Source organism: Exiguobacterium sp. s40 (assembly GCF_018617905.1).
Lineage (GTDB): Bacteria > Bacillota > Bacilli > Exiguobacteriales > Exiguobacteriaceae > Exiguobacterium > Exiguobacterium mexicanum_A.
This window is the reverse complement of sequence record NZ_JACSLC010000002.1, coordinates 224,960-243,472: the sequence shown is the minus strand read 5'-3', so window position 1 is coordinate 243,472 and position 18,513 is coordinate 224,960. Positions and strand designations below refer to the sequence as shown.

General features: G+C 55.5%; 18 protein-coding genes. 3 read left to right on the top strand and 15 right to left on the bottom strand.

From position 1 onward, the window contains the following. Positions 1-35: 35 nt before the first annotated feature. The 11 genes from KNP02_RS02880 to hprK form a co-directional block, all read right to left on the bottom strand. Positions 36-551: a DUF2179 domain-containing protein gene (locus tag KNP02_RS02880; protein WP_021065440.1), complete on the bottom strand. Its 516-nt coding sequence runs from the start codon at positions 549-551 to the stop codon at positions 36-38. A gap of 95 nt (positions 552-646) precedes the next feature. Next, positions 647-883 carry a hypothetical protein gene (locus KNP02_RS02875; RefSeq protein WP_021065439.1) on the bottom strand — a complete coding sequence of 79 codons (237 nt, stop codon included), beginning with the start codon at positions 881-883 and terminating at the stop codon, positions 647-649. A gap of 86 nt (positions 884-969) precedes the next feature. Beyond that, entirely contained in the window at positions 970-1,923 is a 954-nt protein-coding gene (whiA, locus tag KNP02_RS02870; protein ID WP_034778536.1) for a DNA-binding protein WhiA, read from the bottom strand. Positions 1,924-1,954: 31 nt separating this feature from the next. Then, on the bottom strand, positions 1,955-2,950 hold the full coding sequence (locus KNP02_RS02865) for a gluconeogenesis factor YvcK family protein (protein WP_034778537.1): 996 nt from the start codon (positions 2,948-2,950) through the stop codon (positions 1,955-1,957). Position 2,951: 1 nt separating this feature from the next. Continuing rightward, complete coding sequence (rapZ, locus tag KNP02_RS02860; RefSeq protein WP_029595053.1) at positions 2,952-3,824, bottom strand: RNase adapter RapZ; 873 nt, start codon at positions 3,822-3,824, stop codon at positions 2,952-2,954. Between the two features lie 125 nt (positions 3,825-3,949). Continuing rightward, complete coding sequence (gene trxB, locus KNP02_RS02855; protein WP_029595052.1) at positions 3,950-4,903, bottom strand: thioredoxin-disulfide reductase; 954 nt, start codon at positions 4,901-4,903, stop codon at positions 3,950-3,952. A 68-nt stretch (positions 4,904-4,971) separates the two neighbouring features. Then, positions 4,972-6,444 (bottom strand): tetratricopeptide repeat protein, encoded by a 1,473-nt coding sequence (locus tag KNP02_RS02850; RefSeq protein WP_251129115.1) that lies wholly within the window; start codon positions 6,442-6,444, stop codon positions 4,972-4,974. Positions 6,445-6,739: 295 nt separating this feature from the next. Further along, positions 6,740-7,222: an acyltransferase gene (locus tag KNP02_RS02845; RefSeq protein WP_034778539.1), complete on the bottom strand. Its 483-nt coding sequence runs from the start codon at positions 7,220-7,222 to the stop codon at positions 6,740-6,742. After that, the gene (gene ppaX / locus KNP02_RS02840; protein WP_034778540.1) at positions 7,215-7,865 is read right to left on the bottom strand and encodes a pyrophosphatase PpaX; all 651 of its coding nucleotides are present in this window, start codon (positions 7,863-7,865) and stop codon (positions 7,215-7,217) included. The genes KNP02_RS02845 and ppaX overlap by 8 nt, the downstream gene beginning before the upstream one ends. Further along, on the bottom strand, positions 7,865-8,683 hold the full coding sequence (lgt, locus tag KNP02_RS02835; protein WP_214707267.1) for a prolipoprotein diacylglyceryl transferase: 819 nt from the start codon (positions 8,681-8,683) through the stop codon (positions 7,865-7,867). Before lgt ends, ppaX begins: the two co-directional genes overlap by 1 nt. Further along, positions 8,683-9,621: an HPr(Ser) kinase/phosphatase gene (hprK, locus tag KNP02_RS02830; protein ID WP_214707265.1), complete on the bottom strand. Its 939-nt coding sequence runs from the start codon at positions 9,619-9,621 to the stop codon at positions 8,683-8,685. Before hprK ends, lgt begins: the two co-directional genes overlap by 1 nt. A gap of 152 nt (positions 9,622-9,773) precedes the next feature. On the opposite strand from hprK, the gene KNP02_RS02825 reads away from it, so the two are divergent. Next, positions 9,774-10,130, top strand: coding sequence for a hypothetical protein (locus KNP02_RS02825; protein ID WP_214707263.1), 357 nt, complete (start codon positions 9,774-9,776; stop codon positions 10,128-10,130). A 49-nt stretch (positions 10,131-10,179) separates the two neighbouring features. Here KNP02_RS02825 and KNP02_RS02820 read toward each other — a convergent pair whose 3' ends face one another. The 4 genes from KNP02_RS02820 to uvrB all read right to left on the bottom strand — a co-directional run bounded on the left by KNP02_RS02820 (position 10,180) and on the right by uvrB (position 16,698). Continuing rightward, positions 10,180-10,539, bottom strand: a complete 360-nt coding sequence (locus KNP02_RS02820) for a hypothetical protein (protein ID WP_029595045.1) — start codon at positions 10,537-10,539, stop codon at positions 10,180-10,182. Positions 10,540-10,602: 63 nt separating this feature from the next. Then, a complete protein-coding gene (locus tag KNP02_RS02815) occupies positions 10,603-11,781 on the bottom strand; it encodes a DUF4097 family beta strand repeat-containing protein (protein ID WP_214707261.1) in 1,179 nt (392 codons plus the stop codon). 66 nt (positions 11,782-11,847) lie between these two features. Next, entirely contained in the window at positions 11,848-14,721 is a 2,874-nt protein-coding gene (gene uvrA / locus KNP02_RS02810; protein ID WP_214707259.1) for an excinuclease ABC subunit UvrA, read from the bottom strand. Next, positions 14,722-16,698 (bottom strand): excinuclease ABC subunit UvrB, encoded by a 1,977-nt coding sequence (gene uvrB / locus KNP02_RS02805; RefSeq protein ID WP_251129114.1) that lies wholly within the window; start codon positions 16,696-16,698, stop codon positions 14,722-14,724. It abuts the gene before it with no gap. Positions 16,699-16,842: 144 nt separating this feature from the next. On the opposite strand from uvrB, the gene KNP02_RS02800 reads away from it, so the two are divergent. Both KNP02_RS02800 and KNP02_RS02795 read left to right on the top strand, forming a co-directional pair. Next, positions 16,843-17,697, top strand: a complete 855-nt coding sequence (locus tag KNP02_RS02800; RefSeq protein WP_214707257.1) for a sulfite exporter TauE/SafE family protein — start codon at positions 16,843-16,845, stop codon at positions 17,695-17,697. A 101-nt stretch (positions 17,698-17,798) separates the two neighbouring features. After that, on the top strand, positions 17,799-18,506 hold the full coding sequence (locus KNP02_RS02795) for an MIP/aquaporin family protein (RefSeq protein ID WP_214707255.1): 708 nt from the start codon (positions 17,799-17,801) through the stop codon (positions 18,504-18,506). The last annotated feature ends 7 nt before the right edge of the window (positions 18,507-18,513 follow it).

Here is an 18,513-nt window from a genome sequence, read left to right as displayed (position 1 = left end):
ACGAAAAAACGACCCACTTCCGTGAGTCGTCCCGTTCATTTCGGGCGTCGGAGCCCTTTCATCATATAGCCGCCTTTAAAGTCAATCGGATCGAATGCGACGAGGAACGCCTTCGGCTCATACTCCTCGACCATTTGCCGCAAATCTTTCATCCGTGTCCGTGCCGCCAAGACGTCGAGACGATATCGGATGCCGTCACGCCCCTGACCTTGGTAGTGCGTCACACCATAACCGCTGTCGCGCATCTTTTGGATGAGCTCGGCCGGGAACTCTTGCGTGTGGACTTGGATCATGTTGTAGCCGATAGCAAGCTTACGCTCGACGTAACCGCCGACGAGAATCCCGAGCCCGAATCCGACCGCATAGACGATCATGCCGAGCGTCGTCAAATCTTGGAACACGATACCGAGCGCAAAGATATAGATCAGCGTCTCAAGCGTCCCGAACAGCCCCGCAATCATCGTTTTTCCTTTGACGAGCATGATAGTCCGAAGCGTCAGCACCGGTACGTAGACGAGTTGTAATACTAGGATGAGCAAGATTTGCCCCATAGGATCGACCTCCATTCGAATTCAATATAACCACTATTCCAAATTTTAAGGCCGGATGCAACCAAAAAAGGCTGACCGCAGTCAGCCTTTCGCAATTATTTGTCTAAGTTATCCACGCTCGTGAGCAGTTCATAATCTTTGCGGATGACCTGATAGATGGCGTTCGTGTCACCTGACAATACTTCTTCCGCGCGCAATTGGTTGAGGAAGAGGCTTGTCGCGAACGTGACGAGGGCGCTTTTCGGGATCCCGATTTGTTTCGCACGCTCCGTGATGACCTGGTCTAAATCAGCGTCGATCGTGAGCGAGATTCTTTTCTTTGCATTCGACATAATCATGAAGCTCCTTTAAGTTACATTTCTAAGTCCTATACACAATTGCTAATTATATAGGAAGAATGGTTTTGGTGCAACCGGGGTCACGATGAGCTGATTTCTTCACCGTTTCGCACCTTGTCCGCGATCTGGTCGATCTTGCGGAGCCGATGGTTGATCCCCGATTTCGAGATTGGTCCCGTCTCGAGCATCTCGCCAAGTTCTTGGAGCGAGACGTCTTGATGGGTGACCCGGAGCTCGGCGATTTCCCGGAGTTTGACCGGTAAGATCTCAAGCCCGACCGTGCGCTCGAGGAACTTGATGTTCTCGACTTGGCGGAGCGCCGCCCCGACAGTCTTGTTCAAGTTCGCCGTCTCACAGTTGACGAGCCGGTTGACCGAGTTCCGCATGTCTTTGATGATGCGCGCGTCCTCGAAGTCGAGCATGCCGCGCGTCGCCCCGATGAGTTTCAGGAAGTCCGAGATCTTTTCACTCTCTTTGATATAGAGGATATGCCCTTTCTTCCGCTCGAGCGTCTTCGCGTTCAAGCCGAAGCGGTTGGCGAGGTCACGGAGCGCCTGGTTATGGTTCTCGTACAGGCTGTACACCTCGAGGTGATATGACGACGTCTTCGGATGGTTGATTGACCCGCCGGCGAGGAACGACCCGCGTAAATAGGCACGGGCGAGGTTCTCGTCACGTGTCATGTCCGAGTTGAGCGTGCGAATCATCTCGTAGTTCTCCCCGAGGATCTCAAGGTCGCGAAGCATCGTCTCGGCACGCTGGGCGACCCGGACGATATAGACGTTGTTCTTCTTCAACCGCATTTTCTTCCGTACGAACAAATCAAGATGATGGTCGTACAGCCGTTTCATGAGGGAATAGATTCGACGTGCGATGGCGGCGTTCTCAGTCGAGACGTCGAGCGTCATCCCTCGCCCTAAAGCGAGCGAGATGACCCCATTCATCCGGACGAGTGCGGATAGTTCCGCTTTCGCCTCGGCATCGGTCACGACGAGTTGCGTCAATTCTTTTTTGACGTCAGAGGCAAAGCTCATGCCGGTCCCCTCCTTTCTGTTCAATCACAACTTATTTCAGCTCAAGTTCTTGGAACGAGCGTGGTTTCTTGATGCGCAGGACGCGTTGCATGACGAGTCCGGCGATGGCGTCCGAGTCATGGCGGATATAGTCACGGTTATAGTCGACGATGTCCCCCGCGAGCACGTTCGTACCGTAATTTCGAAGCTTCTTCCGATCGAAGCGGACTTCTTCCGAACCGTCCTCGAGGTAACGCTCTAAATAGATGTCCTCGATCGGCTCGTTGTTGACGACGATCGTGTCGACCGTCGACTTGCCGAGATATGCCTCGATCGATTTCAAATGTTTCATCGCGTCGTACCCTTTCGTCTCGCCGGGCTGCGTCATGACGTTGCAGATGTAGACGACCGGTTTCTTGGAGCGGACGATGGCGTCACGCACTTCTGGAATCAAGAGGTTCGGGATGATGCTCGTATAGAGGCTCCCTGGACCGAGCACGATCAAATCGGCGTCCTCGATTGCCTCGACGACACCAGCCGCCGGCTTGATGCCTTCCTCGAGCAAGAACAGGCGCTTGATTTGTTTCTCGACGAGCGGGATCTTTGATTCACCTTTGACGATCGTCCCGTCCTCGAACTCGGCGGCGAGCGTCATGAGTGTCTCCGTCACCGGGAGCACCTTGCCTTGGGCGTTCAACAGCTGCGACAAGACGTCAACCGCCTTGACGAACGAGCCTTCACAAATGTGCGTCGCCGCCGTCAACATAAGGTTGCCGAGCGAGTGCCCTTCGAGCCCGTAACCGCTGTCGAACCGATACTGCAAAATCTTGTCCATGAGTGGCTCGACCTCGGACAAGGCGAGGATGACGTTCCGGATGTCGCCCGGCGGCAACATATGGAACTCGTCACGGAGGCGCCCCGAGCTGCCCCCGTCGTCCCCGACCGTGACGATGGCCGTGATGTCGAGCGGATAATGCTTCAAGCCCCGGACGAGCGTCGAGAGGCCCGTCCCTCCACCGATGGCCACCACTTTTCTATCGCGTCTCATCTTATTTCTCCTTCGTCGCATGCGCGAGATCGCGATGGACGGTCTTGACGTTATAGCGCTCGGCGAAATGGGCCGATACTTTCTCGGCGAACGTGATCGAGCGGTGCTTCCCGCCCGTACAGCCGAAGGCGACGACGACTTGCGTCTTCCCTTCGCGCTTGTACTGCGGCAACAGGAATTCGAGCATGTCGATCAGTTTTTTATAGAACGCCCGCGCCTCGGGGTGCGACATGACGTAGTTCTGGACTTCTTCCGTCTGCCCGGTGAGCGGACGGAGTTCCGGGATATAGAACGGGTTCGTGATGAAGCGGACGTCGAACAACAGGTCGATGTCGAGCGGGACGCCGTGTTTGAACCCGAACGACATGAAGTTGACCGTGAACGGAATCCGTTCCTCGTTGAACTGGAGCAAGATGCGGTCTTTGAGCATCTGCGGCTTCAAGTCGCTCGTATCGTAGAGCGTATGGGCCCGGTCACGGAACCCTTCGAGCAACGAGCGCTCCATCCCGATGCCGACGAGCGGCGCGTCTTCCGGGGCGAGCGGATGCGACCGGCGCGTCTCCTTGTAGCGGCGCACGAGCACTTCGTCCCGTGTGTCGAGATACAACAAGTGCGGGTGCACGTTCTTCTGTTCCAAGTCGTCGATGACGATGAACAGGCTGTCGATGAAGTCGCGCGTCCGTGTGTCGATCGCGACGGCGATCTTCGGCCGGACCGAGCTGATGACATCGATCAATTGCGGCAATAGCACCGGCGGCAAGTTATCGACGCAAAAATAGCCGAGATCCTCAAAGCTATTCATTGCGACCGATTTCCCGGCCCCACTCATCCCGCTGATGATGATCAATTCTTCTAATCCTTTAAAGTCTTCCATGTCACTGACGCCCCCTTAAAATTGACAACCGAGCCGTGTGTGCAGCTCTCTTCTGTCCTTAGTATAACGAACGTCCGAAAAAAAGAGAAGGGATTGCGGTCGCCCGCAATCCCTTCTGCCTCATGTCACGCGTTTTGTTCGTGCAACGCCTCGAGGAGCCCCTCGATATAGTGTTGCGCGTTTTGAGCGGCAATCGATCCGTCGTTCGTCGCGGTGACGACTTGACGGAGCGTCTTGTCGCGTACGTCGCCGGCTGCGAAAATCCCTGGGATCTTCGTCTCCATCGCTTCGTTCGTGACGATATAGCCTTGCTCGTTCGTGATGCCGAGGTCTTTGACGAAACCAGTGATCGGGTTCATACCAATATAGATGAACACACCGTCGATTTCGTGGTCCGACTCGGTCCCATCGACCGTGCTGACGAGACGTGCCCCACCGACTTTACCATCCGCTTCCACGATCTCTTTGAGCGTGTGGTTCCAGATGAAGTCGATTTTCGGGTTGTCGAACGCCCGTTTTTGAAGAATCTTCTGAGCGCGAAGCTCGTCGCGACGGTGAACGATTGTCACCTTGTCAGCAAAACGTGTCAAGAACACGCCTTCCTCGACAGCTGAGTCGCCGCCGCCGATGACGAACAAGTTCTTCCCTTTGAAGAACGCCCCGTCACAGACCGCACAATACGAGACACCGCGGCCGCCGAGCTCTTCTTCGCCCGGGACACCGATTTTCTTGTATTGTGCGCCAGAAGCGAGGATGATCGCCCGTGCTTTATAGTCACGGTTGTGCGCGTGGACGACTTTATATTCCGTCTCGTCCGAGATGCTTTGGACGTCGCCATAAGCGTACTCCGCCCCGAATGCTTTCGAGTGGTCGAACATTTTTTGAGACAAGTCTGGGCCGAGGATGCTGTCATAGCCCGGATAGTTTTCGATATCTTCCGTGTTCGCCATCTGTCCACCTGGGATACCGCGTTCGATCATAAGTGTCGATAAGTTGGCACGCGACGCGTAAAGTGCCGCCGTCATTCCGGCTGGGCCGGCCCCGATGATAATGACGTCATAGATTTTTTCTTCTGTCATAATGATTCCACCTCTGCATGAAATTGATTGACTTCAGTATAAGAAACCTAGGGAGGTATCGTCTATCTTTATGCTTGTTCGAGTGTCTGTTTGAACGAACGGATCGTGCCCGTGAGCGTCGCGACGTCGATTCCGAACGTGTCGGCGCAGTCGTCGAGGATGAGGGCATCCCGTTTCGCATAGAACATCCAGACGAGGGCCGCGGCCGATGCCGTGACGTCCTCGAACGATGCCCCGGCAAGGAGCAGGAGTGAGAACCGTTCATAGAAGTCGCCGTCGAGGCTCATCTGTTCCGCTTCCGTCACTTCCGTCTCGGCGAGCACGAGGGCCTCATACGCCCGAGCGATCCGGGCGTCACCGGTGAACGGGGCCCCGCAAATCTCAGCACGACATTTCTCGGCGAAGGCGAGCACCGTCTCGTTGTCGGTGATCCCGTTCGTCAACGCGAGTGCTTCAAACGCCTCGTCGTCGGCAAGTTTCGAGATGATTCGGATGATTTCGATGCGAGCCGCGTCTTCTTCTTGGCGCAACCCTTGGACGAGTGCCGAACGGAACTCGAGGTTGTCGCGGATGTCATACGGGCTCGCTTCTTCAAATTGTTTCAACTCGTCACTGTTCAAATAGGTGGCCGCTTCTTCAAGACGCCCGGTCTTGTAGGCGGACACGCTGAGCCAATGCCCGAACAGTGAATCCCCACGGAATCCGCGGTCTTTCAAGAGGCGGAGTTCTTCGTACGCGCGGTCGTATTGACCGACGAGCGCGAGTGTCGTGGCGAGTTTGTAGCGCAAGTCGAACTGGAGTGGGCGGACCCGTGTCAGCGGGACCGACAGTTGGAGCGCCGCTTCTGATTGTCCGGCCTCATGCAACAACAAAATCGTGTTCAAAATCGCATGCAAGTTGCCCGGGTTTTCATCGAGCACATACTCGAGCGTCTCGAACGCCGCTTCATCGTTGCCGAGATAAAAATTGACGATGGCCAAGTTGTTGAACGCCGGCCAAAAGCGCGGGTAGCGGTCGATTAACCGCTCGAGCGTCGACTTGGCGGCGAACAAGCGGCCTTTGTCGATATGCTGCTGGGCCTCGGTGTGCCACGTGATCAACTCGTCTTCATCTTCGTCCTCGAGTTCTTGCTCGAGTTCGATCAGTTCTAAAAGCGATTGGACCGAGTCCGCATAGCGCCCGTTTGCCTCGACTTCGAGGTAACGTGTCGCATACATCGCTGCTTCTTCATATAAAGAGATATAAGCGCAATTGCTCGCAAGGTGATACAAGGCCTCGGTTGACGTCTCATCGAGTTCTAGCACCCGTTTCCACACGTCATTGGCATGATAGATCTCCCCTACTTCAAATAACAGTTCAGCGTACTGTTTGTGATAGTCGACGCGGTGCGCTGCAGCGGCAGTGGCTTCAGCCATGAAAAAAGTCGCTTCATCTAGGCGACCTTCACGTAACGCACGACGACCTCTATAGTAGTGGAGCTCCGCGGCGAGCGGAGATTCTGGTTCGGGTAGCGTCATTACTGCTTCATAGTTCGCTTCCATATTCTAAATCCTCCACATCATCTCTAAATCTATTTTTAGTTGCAGGGTTAAGAATACCTCACTCAAACAACGAGGGCAACTGAAAAACTTAAAAAAAATCGGGACTATATTCCTTCTATAATGAATATATTTTGCTAGGTCGTTCAAATGCTTTTCGACAAAAATATGGAGGTTTCATGTCAGCGCCCATAGACACAAAAAAGCGGTATCGCCTTTAAAAAAAGTGATACCGCCCTAGTAATTTTATGAGGCCCTACATGTCTTGACCTCAAAATGATTTCGCGCTAAATTGTGTCTATTTTGTGTCGATGGTATGGAGCTTTGCCCCAACGACGCGCTCTCCGGGCGCGACGTCACGATGGACGACGGCCCCGGCACCGATGACGGCCCGGTCGCCAATCGTCACGCCAGGTAAAATCGTGACGTTCGCCCCAATCAACACCTCGTCCCCGATGTGGACGTCGCCAATCCGATACTCGTCGACGAGATACTCGTGACAGAGGATCGTCGAGTTGAACCCGATGACCGTGTTGCGGCCAATCGAAATCCGCTCCGGGAACATGACGTCCGGCGTCACCATGAGGGCGAGCGCGCTATACTCCCCGATTTCCATACCGAGGAACGTCCGGTATAGCCAGCGCTTCGCCTTGACGGACGGAAAGTACCGGCCGATCAAGACGACGGTCGTGTTTTTGAAGACACGCAGGAAACGAATCGTCCGATACATCTGCCAGAGCGGATTCGGACCGTCGAGACGAAACCGTTCCGTCTTACGCATGGACCGTGACCTCGTCGAGCCACGCCTCGAAATGTTCCATCGAGTCGATGATGACGTCCGGTTCGAGCGCTTCGAGGAACGCACGGCCTTTAATGGCCCAGCCGACAGCGACCGTCTTCGTCCCAGCGTTCTTGCCGCTGAAGATGTCCGTGTCGTTGTCCCCGACCATGACAGCGCGGTCCGCCGTCGATCCGAGCGCACGGAGCGCCCGTTCGACCGGTTCGGCGTGCGGTTTCTCATATTCCACATCGTCGGCCGTGACGACCACATCGAACAGATGGTCGATCTTGAACAGACGCAAGCCTTGCTCGACGACGGGACGGCCTTTCGAGGTGACGACGCCCATCTTGTATCCTTTGGCGTGGAGGCGATACAGCCCCTCGATCACACCCGGATATTCGGCGACGAGCTGGTCGTGCATCGCGATATTGAAGCTGCGATAGAACGCCTGCATCTCTTTCCATTCCGGCTCATTGAGCGCCTTGAACGACTTCTCGAGCGTCGGTCCGATGAACGGGAAGATGTCCTCATCGCGATACGTCTCGTCCGGGAAGTAGTACCCGAGCGTGTGACGGAAACTCGCGATGATGAGCGGGTTCGTATCGAGCAACGTGCCATCCAAATCGAATAGAAGTGTATCCATCAATCAAACAGTCCTTTCTCTGAAGGGTCATCGTATCGTTTCGCTTTGCGGCGGACGATCATCATGACGACACCGAATACAATCATCGCGATCGAAACGAGTTGTGCCGTCCGGAAATCGCCGGCCATGAGGCTATCCGTGCGGAGCCCTTCGATATAGAAGCGTCCGATCGAATACCAGACGAGATACGACAAGAAGATGTAGCCGCGCGGCGGGTTACCGACCATACGCCAGACGACGAGCAAGATGACGCCGATGATGTTCCAGACGCTCTCGAACAAGAATGTCGGCAAGTAATAAGCGCCATCGATATACATCTGATTGACGATCCAATCCGGGAGGAAGAGCGTCTCTTTCAAGAAACGGCTCGTCGTCTCGGCACCGTGCGCCTCTTGGTTCATGAAGTTCCCCCAACGTCCGACCGCTTGCCCGAGCAGGAGCGACGGAGCGAGGATATCGGTGATCTTCCAGAACGACATCGACTTGCGCATGCAATAGATGATGACGACGAGCAACGCTCCGAAGATGGCGCCGTGGATTGCGATCCCGCCTTGTCGGATGTCGATGATCTGTCCAAGGTTCTCACTGTAGTAGTCCCATTGGAAGATGACGTAGTAAATCCGGGCGAAGACGATACTGATCGGAATCGACCAGATGATGACATCGACGACCCGTTCTGAATCATAATTGAGACGTTTCGCCTCGAACAAGGCGAGAACGAGGCCGAGCATCGCACCGAAGGCGATGATCATGCCGTACCAATAGATCGGGAGCGACCCGATTTCAAACGCGACGCGGTCAAACGTTGGCTCTACCATTATTCCATGTCCCCTTCGTTGTCATTGATGGCGTTCGCGAGACGTTCCGCGAACTCTTCGGCCGTGTTGATGCCCATGTTCTGGAGGCGGTAGTTCATCGCCGCGACTTCGACGATGACGGCCAAGTTACGTCCCGGACGGACCGGGATCGTGAGCAACGGCACTTCGCTGTCGATGATTTTCATCGTGTTGTGATCGAGCCCGACGCGGTCGTATACTTTGCCCGCATCCCAGTTCTCGAGGTTGATGATTAAGCTGATTTTCTTGTGCGAGCGGACGGCGCCAGCGCCGAACAACGTCATGACGTCGATGATGCCGATTCCGCGAATCTCGAGCAAGTGACGAATCAGTTTCGGTGCCGAACCGACGAGCAGCTGGTCCCCGGTCTGACGAATCTCGACCGAGTCATCGGCGACGAGGCGATGGCCCCGTTTGACGAGTTCGAGGGCGGTCTCGGATTTCCCGACGCCGCTCTGCCCTTTGATGAGCACGCCGACGCCATAGATGTCGACGAGTACGCCGTGCATCGCCGTCATCGGCGCGAGTTCCATCTCGAGGAAGTTCGTGATTTGTGACTCGATTGACGTCGTCATCGCGTTCGTGCGCATGAGCGGGACGTTCGCCGCCTCGGCTTCTTGTTCGATCTCTTTCGGGATGTCGAAGCCGCGCGTGATGAGGATGCCCGGTGTCAATTCCGTGCATAAAATCTTCGCCCGCTCGCGGCGGCTCTCTTCTGATAAGCTAGCATAAAACGTGAGCTCGGTCTTGCCGAGCACTTGCAGCCGATTTTTCGCATAGTGCGTATAGTAGCCGGCAAGGACGAGTCCCGGTCGACTGAGGTCCGGTGTGGCGACAGGACGATGGAGTCCCTCTTCCCCGGCGATGACTTGAAGTTTGAAGCGCTCAACGAGTTGAGCCGTGCGTACGATATTTTGCATGAGTATCTGCCCCTTTCACGCTCATTATTGTATCATAGCTCTTCTGGAGAAGCGTCAACGAAAGTGAGCCGAAACGTGTCGAAAAAAAGAGATGAAACTAATTCGTGGCGATTCCGTAGAACGGGTATAGACGATTAGGGAGGTGAAATCACATGAATTCACTATTTTGGATTGCCATTGTCTTTATTTTTATCGTTGGGATCGCGGCGCTCGTCTACTTGGTCAAGTCACTGTTTGATATGTGGCGCGAGTATGCGGCGACGAAAAACGAAACGGTGCTCTTATTGTTCATCTTGAACATCGTCGGCTTGTTCTTGTCCGGGTCGCTGTTATCGATGATCGTCGCCATCATCTTCTATTGGAACCGGTCGAAGACGATGCGGAACCTCGGGATTTTCTTACTCATCGCCGGACCGGTCCTGTTCATCCTGTTCATCATCGGCTCATTCACGCTGTATGACGGTCAAATGATGGATTGGGAACAAATGGAGTATCAAATGAATCTATGACATGACAAAAACCCGGAGGCAACCGCCTTCGGGTTTTGTCATGGATGTCTCATTCGCCCGGTACATAGCCGACCACGGTGTTCGACTCCGGTGCGACCAAGATCGTCGGTACGTCGACGCTACTGTTCGGGTCCGCTTCGAACGAGACGGCGAGCGCCTCGGTCCCGGCATACGCATCGTCCAACAGTTCATAACCATCATCGACCGTGACACGATGTACCTCGGCACTTGCTCCCGCATCGATTGCGGGCTCCTGCCAGTTCCGCGCGGTCACATACGCCCAGGCGACAGCAATCGCTTCGTCGCCAGCCGGCTCGTTCTCATTGACGATGCGCTGTTCGTCGGCACATCCGCCAAGCACCAGCACCGCAATCATCATCCATCCGTACGCTGACACAAATCGCTTCATCCCGTCCCTCCTCGTCTCTCAAGTTAAAAGAAACCCGAAGGCGAGAGGCCTTCGGGTTGTCGGTCATTGCTGATGGAACGGGTTGTTCAAGTCGGCCGGATTGACCGGGTCGACTGGATCGATTGGTTCCGTCGGTTCGTTTTTGTCCTCTTCGAGGAACGTCGACGGTGTGTGGAGCGAACCGTGTTCGAGGTCGATCGTGCCGGTACGCGTCCCGGCCTCGACTTCGATCCGCGGTGTCTGGCCACGGCCCGACAAGAATTCGAGTCGGCGTTGGGCGACGTCTTTCCGGTCGCGGATGATCTCGAGCTCGTCTAAATTACAGTGGAGACCACCGAAGTTCGTCTCGAGTTCTCCTTCGACCTCGACGCCGTGCGGCAAGACGAGACGGACGTTTCCGGCGAGCGAGGCGAGCTCGAACTTGGCCGGACGTGCCGTCGCGAGTTCGGCGCGGATGTTCCCGTTGCCGGTCTTGAGCGACGCCTTGTCGTATTTGCCGTTCACGATGACGGCTCCGTTGCCGGTCCGGACGTGGACGAGTTCAGATTCGACCGCTTCGACTTCGACCGTTCCGTTCCCCGTGTTGAGGAGCAGCTCCGAGGCATGTACTTCATGAAGTACGACCCGGCCGTTCGCCGTCTGGATACGAACGCTCTCGACGTCTAGGCCGTCGGCACGGACCTCACCGTTGAGCGTCTGTACGTGTAGGTGATCGAAATGATGATGCGGGACGTACAGTTCGACGTGCGCCCGGACGAGCTTGTCACGGAGTGACACGACGAGACGGTCACCGATGACCGAATGCTTGACCGCTGACTGGAGCTGTTCGAGCGCCTTGTCCGCGTCCTGCTGACGGAGCGGACGTCCGGTGACAATCAGTTCACACTTGTCGTTGTCCGACGAGACGATCGTCGCCGAGGCGTTGAACAAGTCGAGCGAGATATCTTTCCCGGTGAACGGGAACGATTTCGAATACGTCACTTCCGGCCCGAAGTTCGAGCTGAACGTGAAGTCGCTTTCACGAAGTTTCGTCACGAGCCCTTCGACCGCCGACGTCAGTTTTGTCGTGAGCGACTCGACCGAGTAGGCATCGACTTTCTCCGTCTCTTGACGTTCCTCGAGCGCTTGGACACGCTCCGGCTCCAATTTCTCGAGCCGTTCGAGCTGGGTCATGCCTTCTTCAATCGTCAACTTCCCGTCTTTCACTTGCTGGAGAATCAGTTCACGCATTTCTTGTTTCACTGTTCGTTTCCCCCTTCGATTTGGTCACACGTCAATCATGTTCCCGTTTCTCATCATTTCTATACCTTACTTCCGTTTTCCTGCTTTCGGTTTCGCTCGGGCCGCATCCCGTTCTAACACCGGTTTCAAATACTTGCCGGTGTACGACGCGGCGACTTCGGCGACTTCTTCCGGCGTCCCGGTCGCGACGATCGTACCACCGCCGTCCCCGCCTTCCGGTCCAAGGTCGATCAAGTAGTCGGCCGATTTGATGACGTCGAGGTTATGCTCGATGACGAGCACCGTGTCCCCGTTCTCGACGAGGCGTTGCAGCACTTTCAACAGACGAGCGATGTCGTCGACGTGAAGACCCGTCGTCGGCTCGTCCAAGATGTAAATCGTCTTCCCGGTCGAACGTTTATGGAGCTCGGAGGCGAGCTTGACGCGCTGCGCTTCCCCGCCGGACAGTTCCGTCGCCGGTTGTCCGAGTTTCATATAACCGAGACCGACGTCAAAGATCGTCTGGATCTTGCGCTTGATTTTCGGAATCTTGTCAAAGAAGTCGAGCCCTTCCTCAATCGTCATATCGAGCACGTCGGCGATCGTCTTACCTTTGTACTTCACTTCGAGCGTCTCACGGTTATAGCGTTTCCCGTGACACACTTCACACGGGACGTAGACGTCCGGCAAGAAGTGCATCTCGATCTTGATGATCCCGTCCCCGCGGCACGCCTCACAGCGTCCGCCCTTGACGTTGAAACTAAAGCGCCCTTTCTTATAGCCACGCATCTTCGCCTCGTTCGTCGAGGCGAACACGTCACGGATATCATCGAATACACCGGTATATGTCGCCGGGTTCGACCGCGGCGTCCGTCCGATCGGTGACTGGTCGATATCGATGACTTTGTCGATATGGTCGAGTCCTTCAATCTTCTTATGCTTCCCTGGTTTCGCCTTGGCACGGTTGATGTGGTGGGCGAGCGATTTGTAGAGTATCTCGTTGATGAGTGTCGATTTCCCGGAACCGGAGACGCCGGTGACGGCGATGAACATACCGAGCGGAATCGAGACGTCGACCCCTTTCAAGTTGTTCTCTTCCGCCTTCAAAATCTTCAAGAAACGCTCGTCCGGCACTTTCCGTTCGGCCGGGAGCGGGATGAACTTCTTACCAGACAAGTATTGGCCTGTTAGCGATTTTCTGTTCTTCATGAGCTGTTTCGGCGTCCCGGCGGCGATGACTTCTCCGCCGTGTTCGCCGGCACCCGGTCCGATGTCGATCAAATAATCGGCTGCCATCATCGTGTCCTCGTCGTGCTCGACGACGATGAGCGTGTTACCGATGTCACGCATCTGTTTGAGCGTCGCGATCAAGCGGTCGTTGTCACGCTGATGCAATCCAATCGACGGTTCATCGAGGACGTATAGGACGCCCGTGAGCCGTGAGCCGATTTGGGTCGCGAGACGAATCCGCTGCGCTTCTCCACCCGAGAGCGTCCCGGCGGCGCGTGACAACGTCAAATAGTCGAGACCGACGTTGTTCAAAAAGCTGAGCCGCTCACAAATCTCTTGCAAGATGAGACGGGCGATGGCGATATCTTTCTCGCTCAACTCTGTCATGATCGAGTCGAACAACTTGATGGCGTTGACGACGGACAGTGAGGTCACTTGCCCGATATGGTGGCCCGTGATTTTGACGGCGAGCGTCTCTTCTTTCAACCGATAACCGCTACATGTCGGACAAGCGTGTGTCGCCATGTACGTCTCCATCTGTTCACGGATATAATCGGACGTCGTCTCTTTATAGCGGCGCTCGATGTTGCGGAGCACCCCTTCGAAGAAGATCGTGTTCGTCCGGACTTGTCCGAAATCGTTCTCGTAACGGAACAAGAACGACTCTTCGTCCGTCCCGTGCAAGACGAGGTCTTGGTCACGCTTCGACAGACGTTCGAACGGCACGTCCATGTCGATGTCAAAGTGTTTGCACATCGAGGCGAGCAGTTGCGGATAATATTGCGAGCTTGTCGGCTGCCAGGCGACGACGGCGCCTTCCTTCAGCGTCTTCGACGGGTCCGGGATAACGAGTTCCGGGTCGACATCAAGCTTCGTACCGAGCCCGTCACACGTCGGACAGGCACCGAACGGCGAGTTGAACGAGAACATACGCGGCTCGAGTTCGCCAATGGAGAAGCCACAAATCGGACAAGCGTGATGTTCGCTGAACAGGAGCTCGGTGCCGTCCATCTTGTCGATGATGGCTCGGCCGTCGGCAAGGCGAAGCGCCGTCTCGAGCGAGTCGGCAAGACGACCTTCGACTTCAGCGCGGACGACGAGGCGATCGACGACGACTTCGATCGAATGTTTCTTATTCTTATCAAGCTCGATCTCATCGGTCAGTTCGATCGTCTCGCCATTGACACGAACGCGGACGAACCCTTCCTTTTTGAGCGAGTCGAACACTTTGACGTGCGTCCCTTTGCGGCCCGAGACGATTGGCGCCAAGATTTGCAGGCGCGTCTTCTCCGGCAGTTCCATCACTTGGTCGACCATCTGTGAGATGGTCTGGCTCGAGATTTCGATACCGTGACGCGGACAGACCGGTTTCCCGATGCGAGCGAACAACAGACGTAAGTAGTCATAGATTTCCGTCACCGTTCCGACGGTCGAGCGCGGGTTACGGCTCGTCGTCTTCTGGTCAATCGAGATGGCCGGGCTCAGCCCTTCAATCGTATCGACGTCCGGTTTGTCCATCTGTCCGAGGAATTGACGGGCGTAGGCCGATAGACTCTCGACGTAACGGCGCTGCCCCTCGGCGTAGATGGTGTCGAACGCGAGTGACGATTTACCGGAACCGGACAAGCCCGTCAAGACGACGAGCTGGTCCCGTGGAATATCGATATCAATGTTTTTCAAGTTGTTGACGCGCGCCCCTTTGATGACGATCGCATTTTTCTTTTCAGCCATTTAATTCCCTACCTTCAACTCCAAGATTAAGTCACGCAATTCGGCCGCCCGTTCGAACTGGAGGTCGCGGGCCGCTTGTTTCATTTCTTCTTCTAGCTTGGCGATGGCTTCCTCACGTTCAGCCGGCTTCATCGAGCTGAGTGATTCGAGCACATCCTCCTCGGCGTCGACCGTCGCGCGGATGACGCCGCGTACTTCTTTACGGATCGTCTGCGGCGTGATGCCGTGTTCTTCATTATAGGCTTGTTGAATCGAGCGACGACGATCGGTCTCTTCAATCGCGCGCGTCATCGAGTCGGTCATTTTATCAGCGAACAAGATGACGTGCCCGTTCGAGTTCCGCGCCGCCCGCCCAATCGTCTGAATGAGCGATCGGTCCGAACGGAGGAACCCTTCCTTGTCGGCGTCTAGAATCGTGACGAGACTCACTTCCGGGATGTCTAGTCCTTCCCGCAGTAAGTTGATTCCGACGAGGACGTCGTATTTTCCGAGACGCAGGTCACGGATGATCTCAATCCGCTCGAGCGTCTTGATTTCAGAGTGCATATAGTTGACCTTGATGCCCGCTTCACGCAGATAGTCCGATAAATCCTCGGCCATCTTTTTCGTGAGCGTCGTCACGAGAACGCGTTCGTCCTGTTTAATGCGGTCGCGAATTTGGTCCATCAAGTAGTCGATTTGTCCTTTGATCGGATGAATCTCGATCGTCGGGTCGAGCAGTCCTGTCGGCCGGATGATCTGTTCGATCATGTGCGGGGTATGCTCGAGCTCGAACGGACCTGGTGTCGCCGAGATAAAGATCGCTTGCGACAACTTCTTCTCGAACTCGTCGAACTTGAGCGGACGGTTATCTTTAGCTGAAGGCAGGCGGAACCCGTGGTCGACGAGCACTTGCTTCCGGGCCTGGTCACCGTTATACATGCCGCGTACTTGCGGGAGCGTCACGTGCGACTCATCGGCGACGAGTAGGAAGTCTTTCGGGAAGTAGTCGATGAGCGTGTAAGGCGTCGCCCCTGCCTCGGTCAAGTTCAAATGACGCGAATAGTTTTCGATGCCTGAACAGTAGCCCATCTCACGCATCATCTCGAGGTCATAGTTCGTCCGCTGTTCGAGACGCTGGGCTTCAAGCAGTTTGCCTTCCTCGCGGAACTTCGCGAGCTGTTGTTCGAGCTCGGCCTCGATGTTGACGATCGCTTTTTGCAGCTTCTCGTCGCGGGTGACGAAGTGGGACGCCGGGAAGATTGAGACGTGCTCGCGGTCGGCGATGATCTCGCCGGTGAGCGGGTCCATCTCGCGGATGCGATCGATTTCGTCTCCGAAGAACTCGACGCGCAAGCATTGTTCGTCGCGTGACGCCGGGAAAATCTCGACGACATCGCCGCGGACACGGAAACGGCCGCGCTGGAAATCGATATCGTTCCGTTCATATTGGATGTCGATCAGTTTGCGAAGCATCTGGTCGCGCCCCATCTCTTTCCCGACACGGAGACTTATGACGAGACTGTTATATTCTTCCGGGTTACCGAGACCGTAAATACAGGAGACGGAAGCGACGATGATGACGTCGTCGCGCTCGAACAAGGCCGATGTCGCCGAGTGGCGGAGTTTATCGATCTCATCGTTGATCGAGGCGTCTTTCTCGATGAACGTGTCGGTCGACGGCACGTACGCCTCCGGCTGGTAATAGTCGTAATAGCTGACGAAATATTCGACGGCGTTGTTCGGGAAGAACTCTTTGAACTCCGAATACAGCTGTCCGGCGAGCGTCTTGTTGTGGGCCAAGACGAGCGTCGGCTTCTTCACTTCTTGGATGACGTTCGATACGGTGAACGTCTTCCCGGTGCCGGTCGCCCCGAGCAACGTCTGATACCGATCGCCACGATTGATTCCCTCGACGAGCTGTCGAATCGCCTCCGGTTGGTCGCCGGCCGGCTTATATTGTGATTGTAAGTCGAACGGAACGCTAATCTTATCCATATATATTCCTCGCTTTCTGTTCCTTGCATATTGACTTGATTATAGCACATACACGAACAAATATTCGCTTCTGACACGCTTCCCAAATCGTTCCGCTTTTCGTTATCATGGAGAGTGAATCTAAGTAGAAACGAGTTGGTCGTCATGTGGTCACTTCTCTTCATCCCGCTCGGTGCCATCGTCGGCGCCTTGTCCGGATTCTTCGGCATCGGCGGCGGGGTCATCATCGTCCCGGTGCTGCTCTTTAGTGGTTATTCGGCAGCAGAGGCCGTCGCCACGTCGCTCCTGTTCGTCGTCGGGACGAGCCTGTCCGGCGCGAAGAAACATACGTCGCTCGGCAACGTGTCTTGGTCGACCGGCATCACGGTCGGACTGACCGGCGCCGTCACGGCACAGCTGTCGAGCCGCCTCGTCCTCTCGATCTCGGGGACGTATGATTGGTTACTGAACTTATTTTATCTGGCTATCCTATCTTATTTTGCCGTTACGCTATTAAAGAAAACATCGAAACCGCAGAAGCCGAAAAAATCGACCGTTCTCGCGGGGATGATGATCGGAGCGATGGCCGGACTGTTGTCCGCCCTCCTCGGCATCGGCGGCGGGTTCATCATCGTCCCGCTCCTCGTCAGTTGGCTCGGCTTCACGACGCATCGCGGGGTCGGGACGAGCCTTGCTGCCGTCCTGTTCATCTCGCTCGGCGGACTCGTCGGCTATCTGCCGTCGCTATCGCTCGATTATGTGACGCCGCTTGCCCTCGTCATCGGGGCGTTCATCGGTGCGCCGATTGGGGCATCCCTCACGGACCGTTACGACGATAAAGAGATTTCGCGGCGCCTCGCTTGGCTCTACCTCGCCGTCATCGCTTCGATTCTCCTCGACCTCGGAGCCACGAGCTTTCCCCCGCTCGCGTACGTGAGCTTGATGGTCCTGCTCGTCTTTCTCGTCGGGATCACCCTCGACTTCAGACGCCGGATTACCAATCAAAACCACTTTTCATAAGAAAAGTGGCTTTTTTTGCATATTCGGTTTTGAAACGCTTTCATTTGGGGCATATAATGAAGTGGTAAGCCAAATTTAATATGGAAGGAAGGGAGTATCACATGTCAGCATTCGTCAGCGAAATTATTGGTACAATGCTACTCATCTTGCTCGGTAACGGTGTCGTCGCCGGCGTCGTCCTCCGTCATTCGAAAGCGGAGAACGCAGGTTGGGTCGTCATCACGTTCGGTTGGGGCTTCGCCGTTATGATCGGGGTATACGCAGCCGGAATCTATGGAGGGGCTCACTTGAACCCTGCCGTGACGGTCGGTCTCGCGACAGCAGGCTCATTCCCTTGGGCTGATGTGCCAGCGTATATTTTGGCACAATTCATCGGGGCGTTCATCGGGGCCGCCCTCGTGTATGTCCATTACAAGCCGCACTATGATGCGACCGACGACCCGGGCGCCAAATTGGCGACGTTCTCGACCGCACCTGGGATTCGTAGCACGCCGTTCAACGTGATCGGAGAAATCATCGGTACGTTCGTCCTCGTCTTCGGAATTTTATCTTTCGGGGCCAACACGTTCACGGACGGTTTGAATCCGCTTATCGTCGGTTTCCTCGTCGTCTCGATCGGTCTCTCGCTTGGTGGTACAACGGGATATGCCATCAACCCGGCGCGTGACCTCGGACCGCGGATTGCACATGCGATTCTTCCTATCAAAGGCAAAGGCACGTCGGACTGGGGCTACTCATGGATCCCGGTCGTCGGACCGATCATCGGGGCGGTCATCGCCGCATTGCTGTACGGTATTCTCGTACCATAATCTTTCT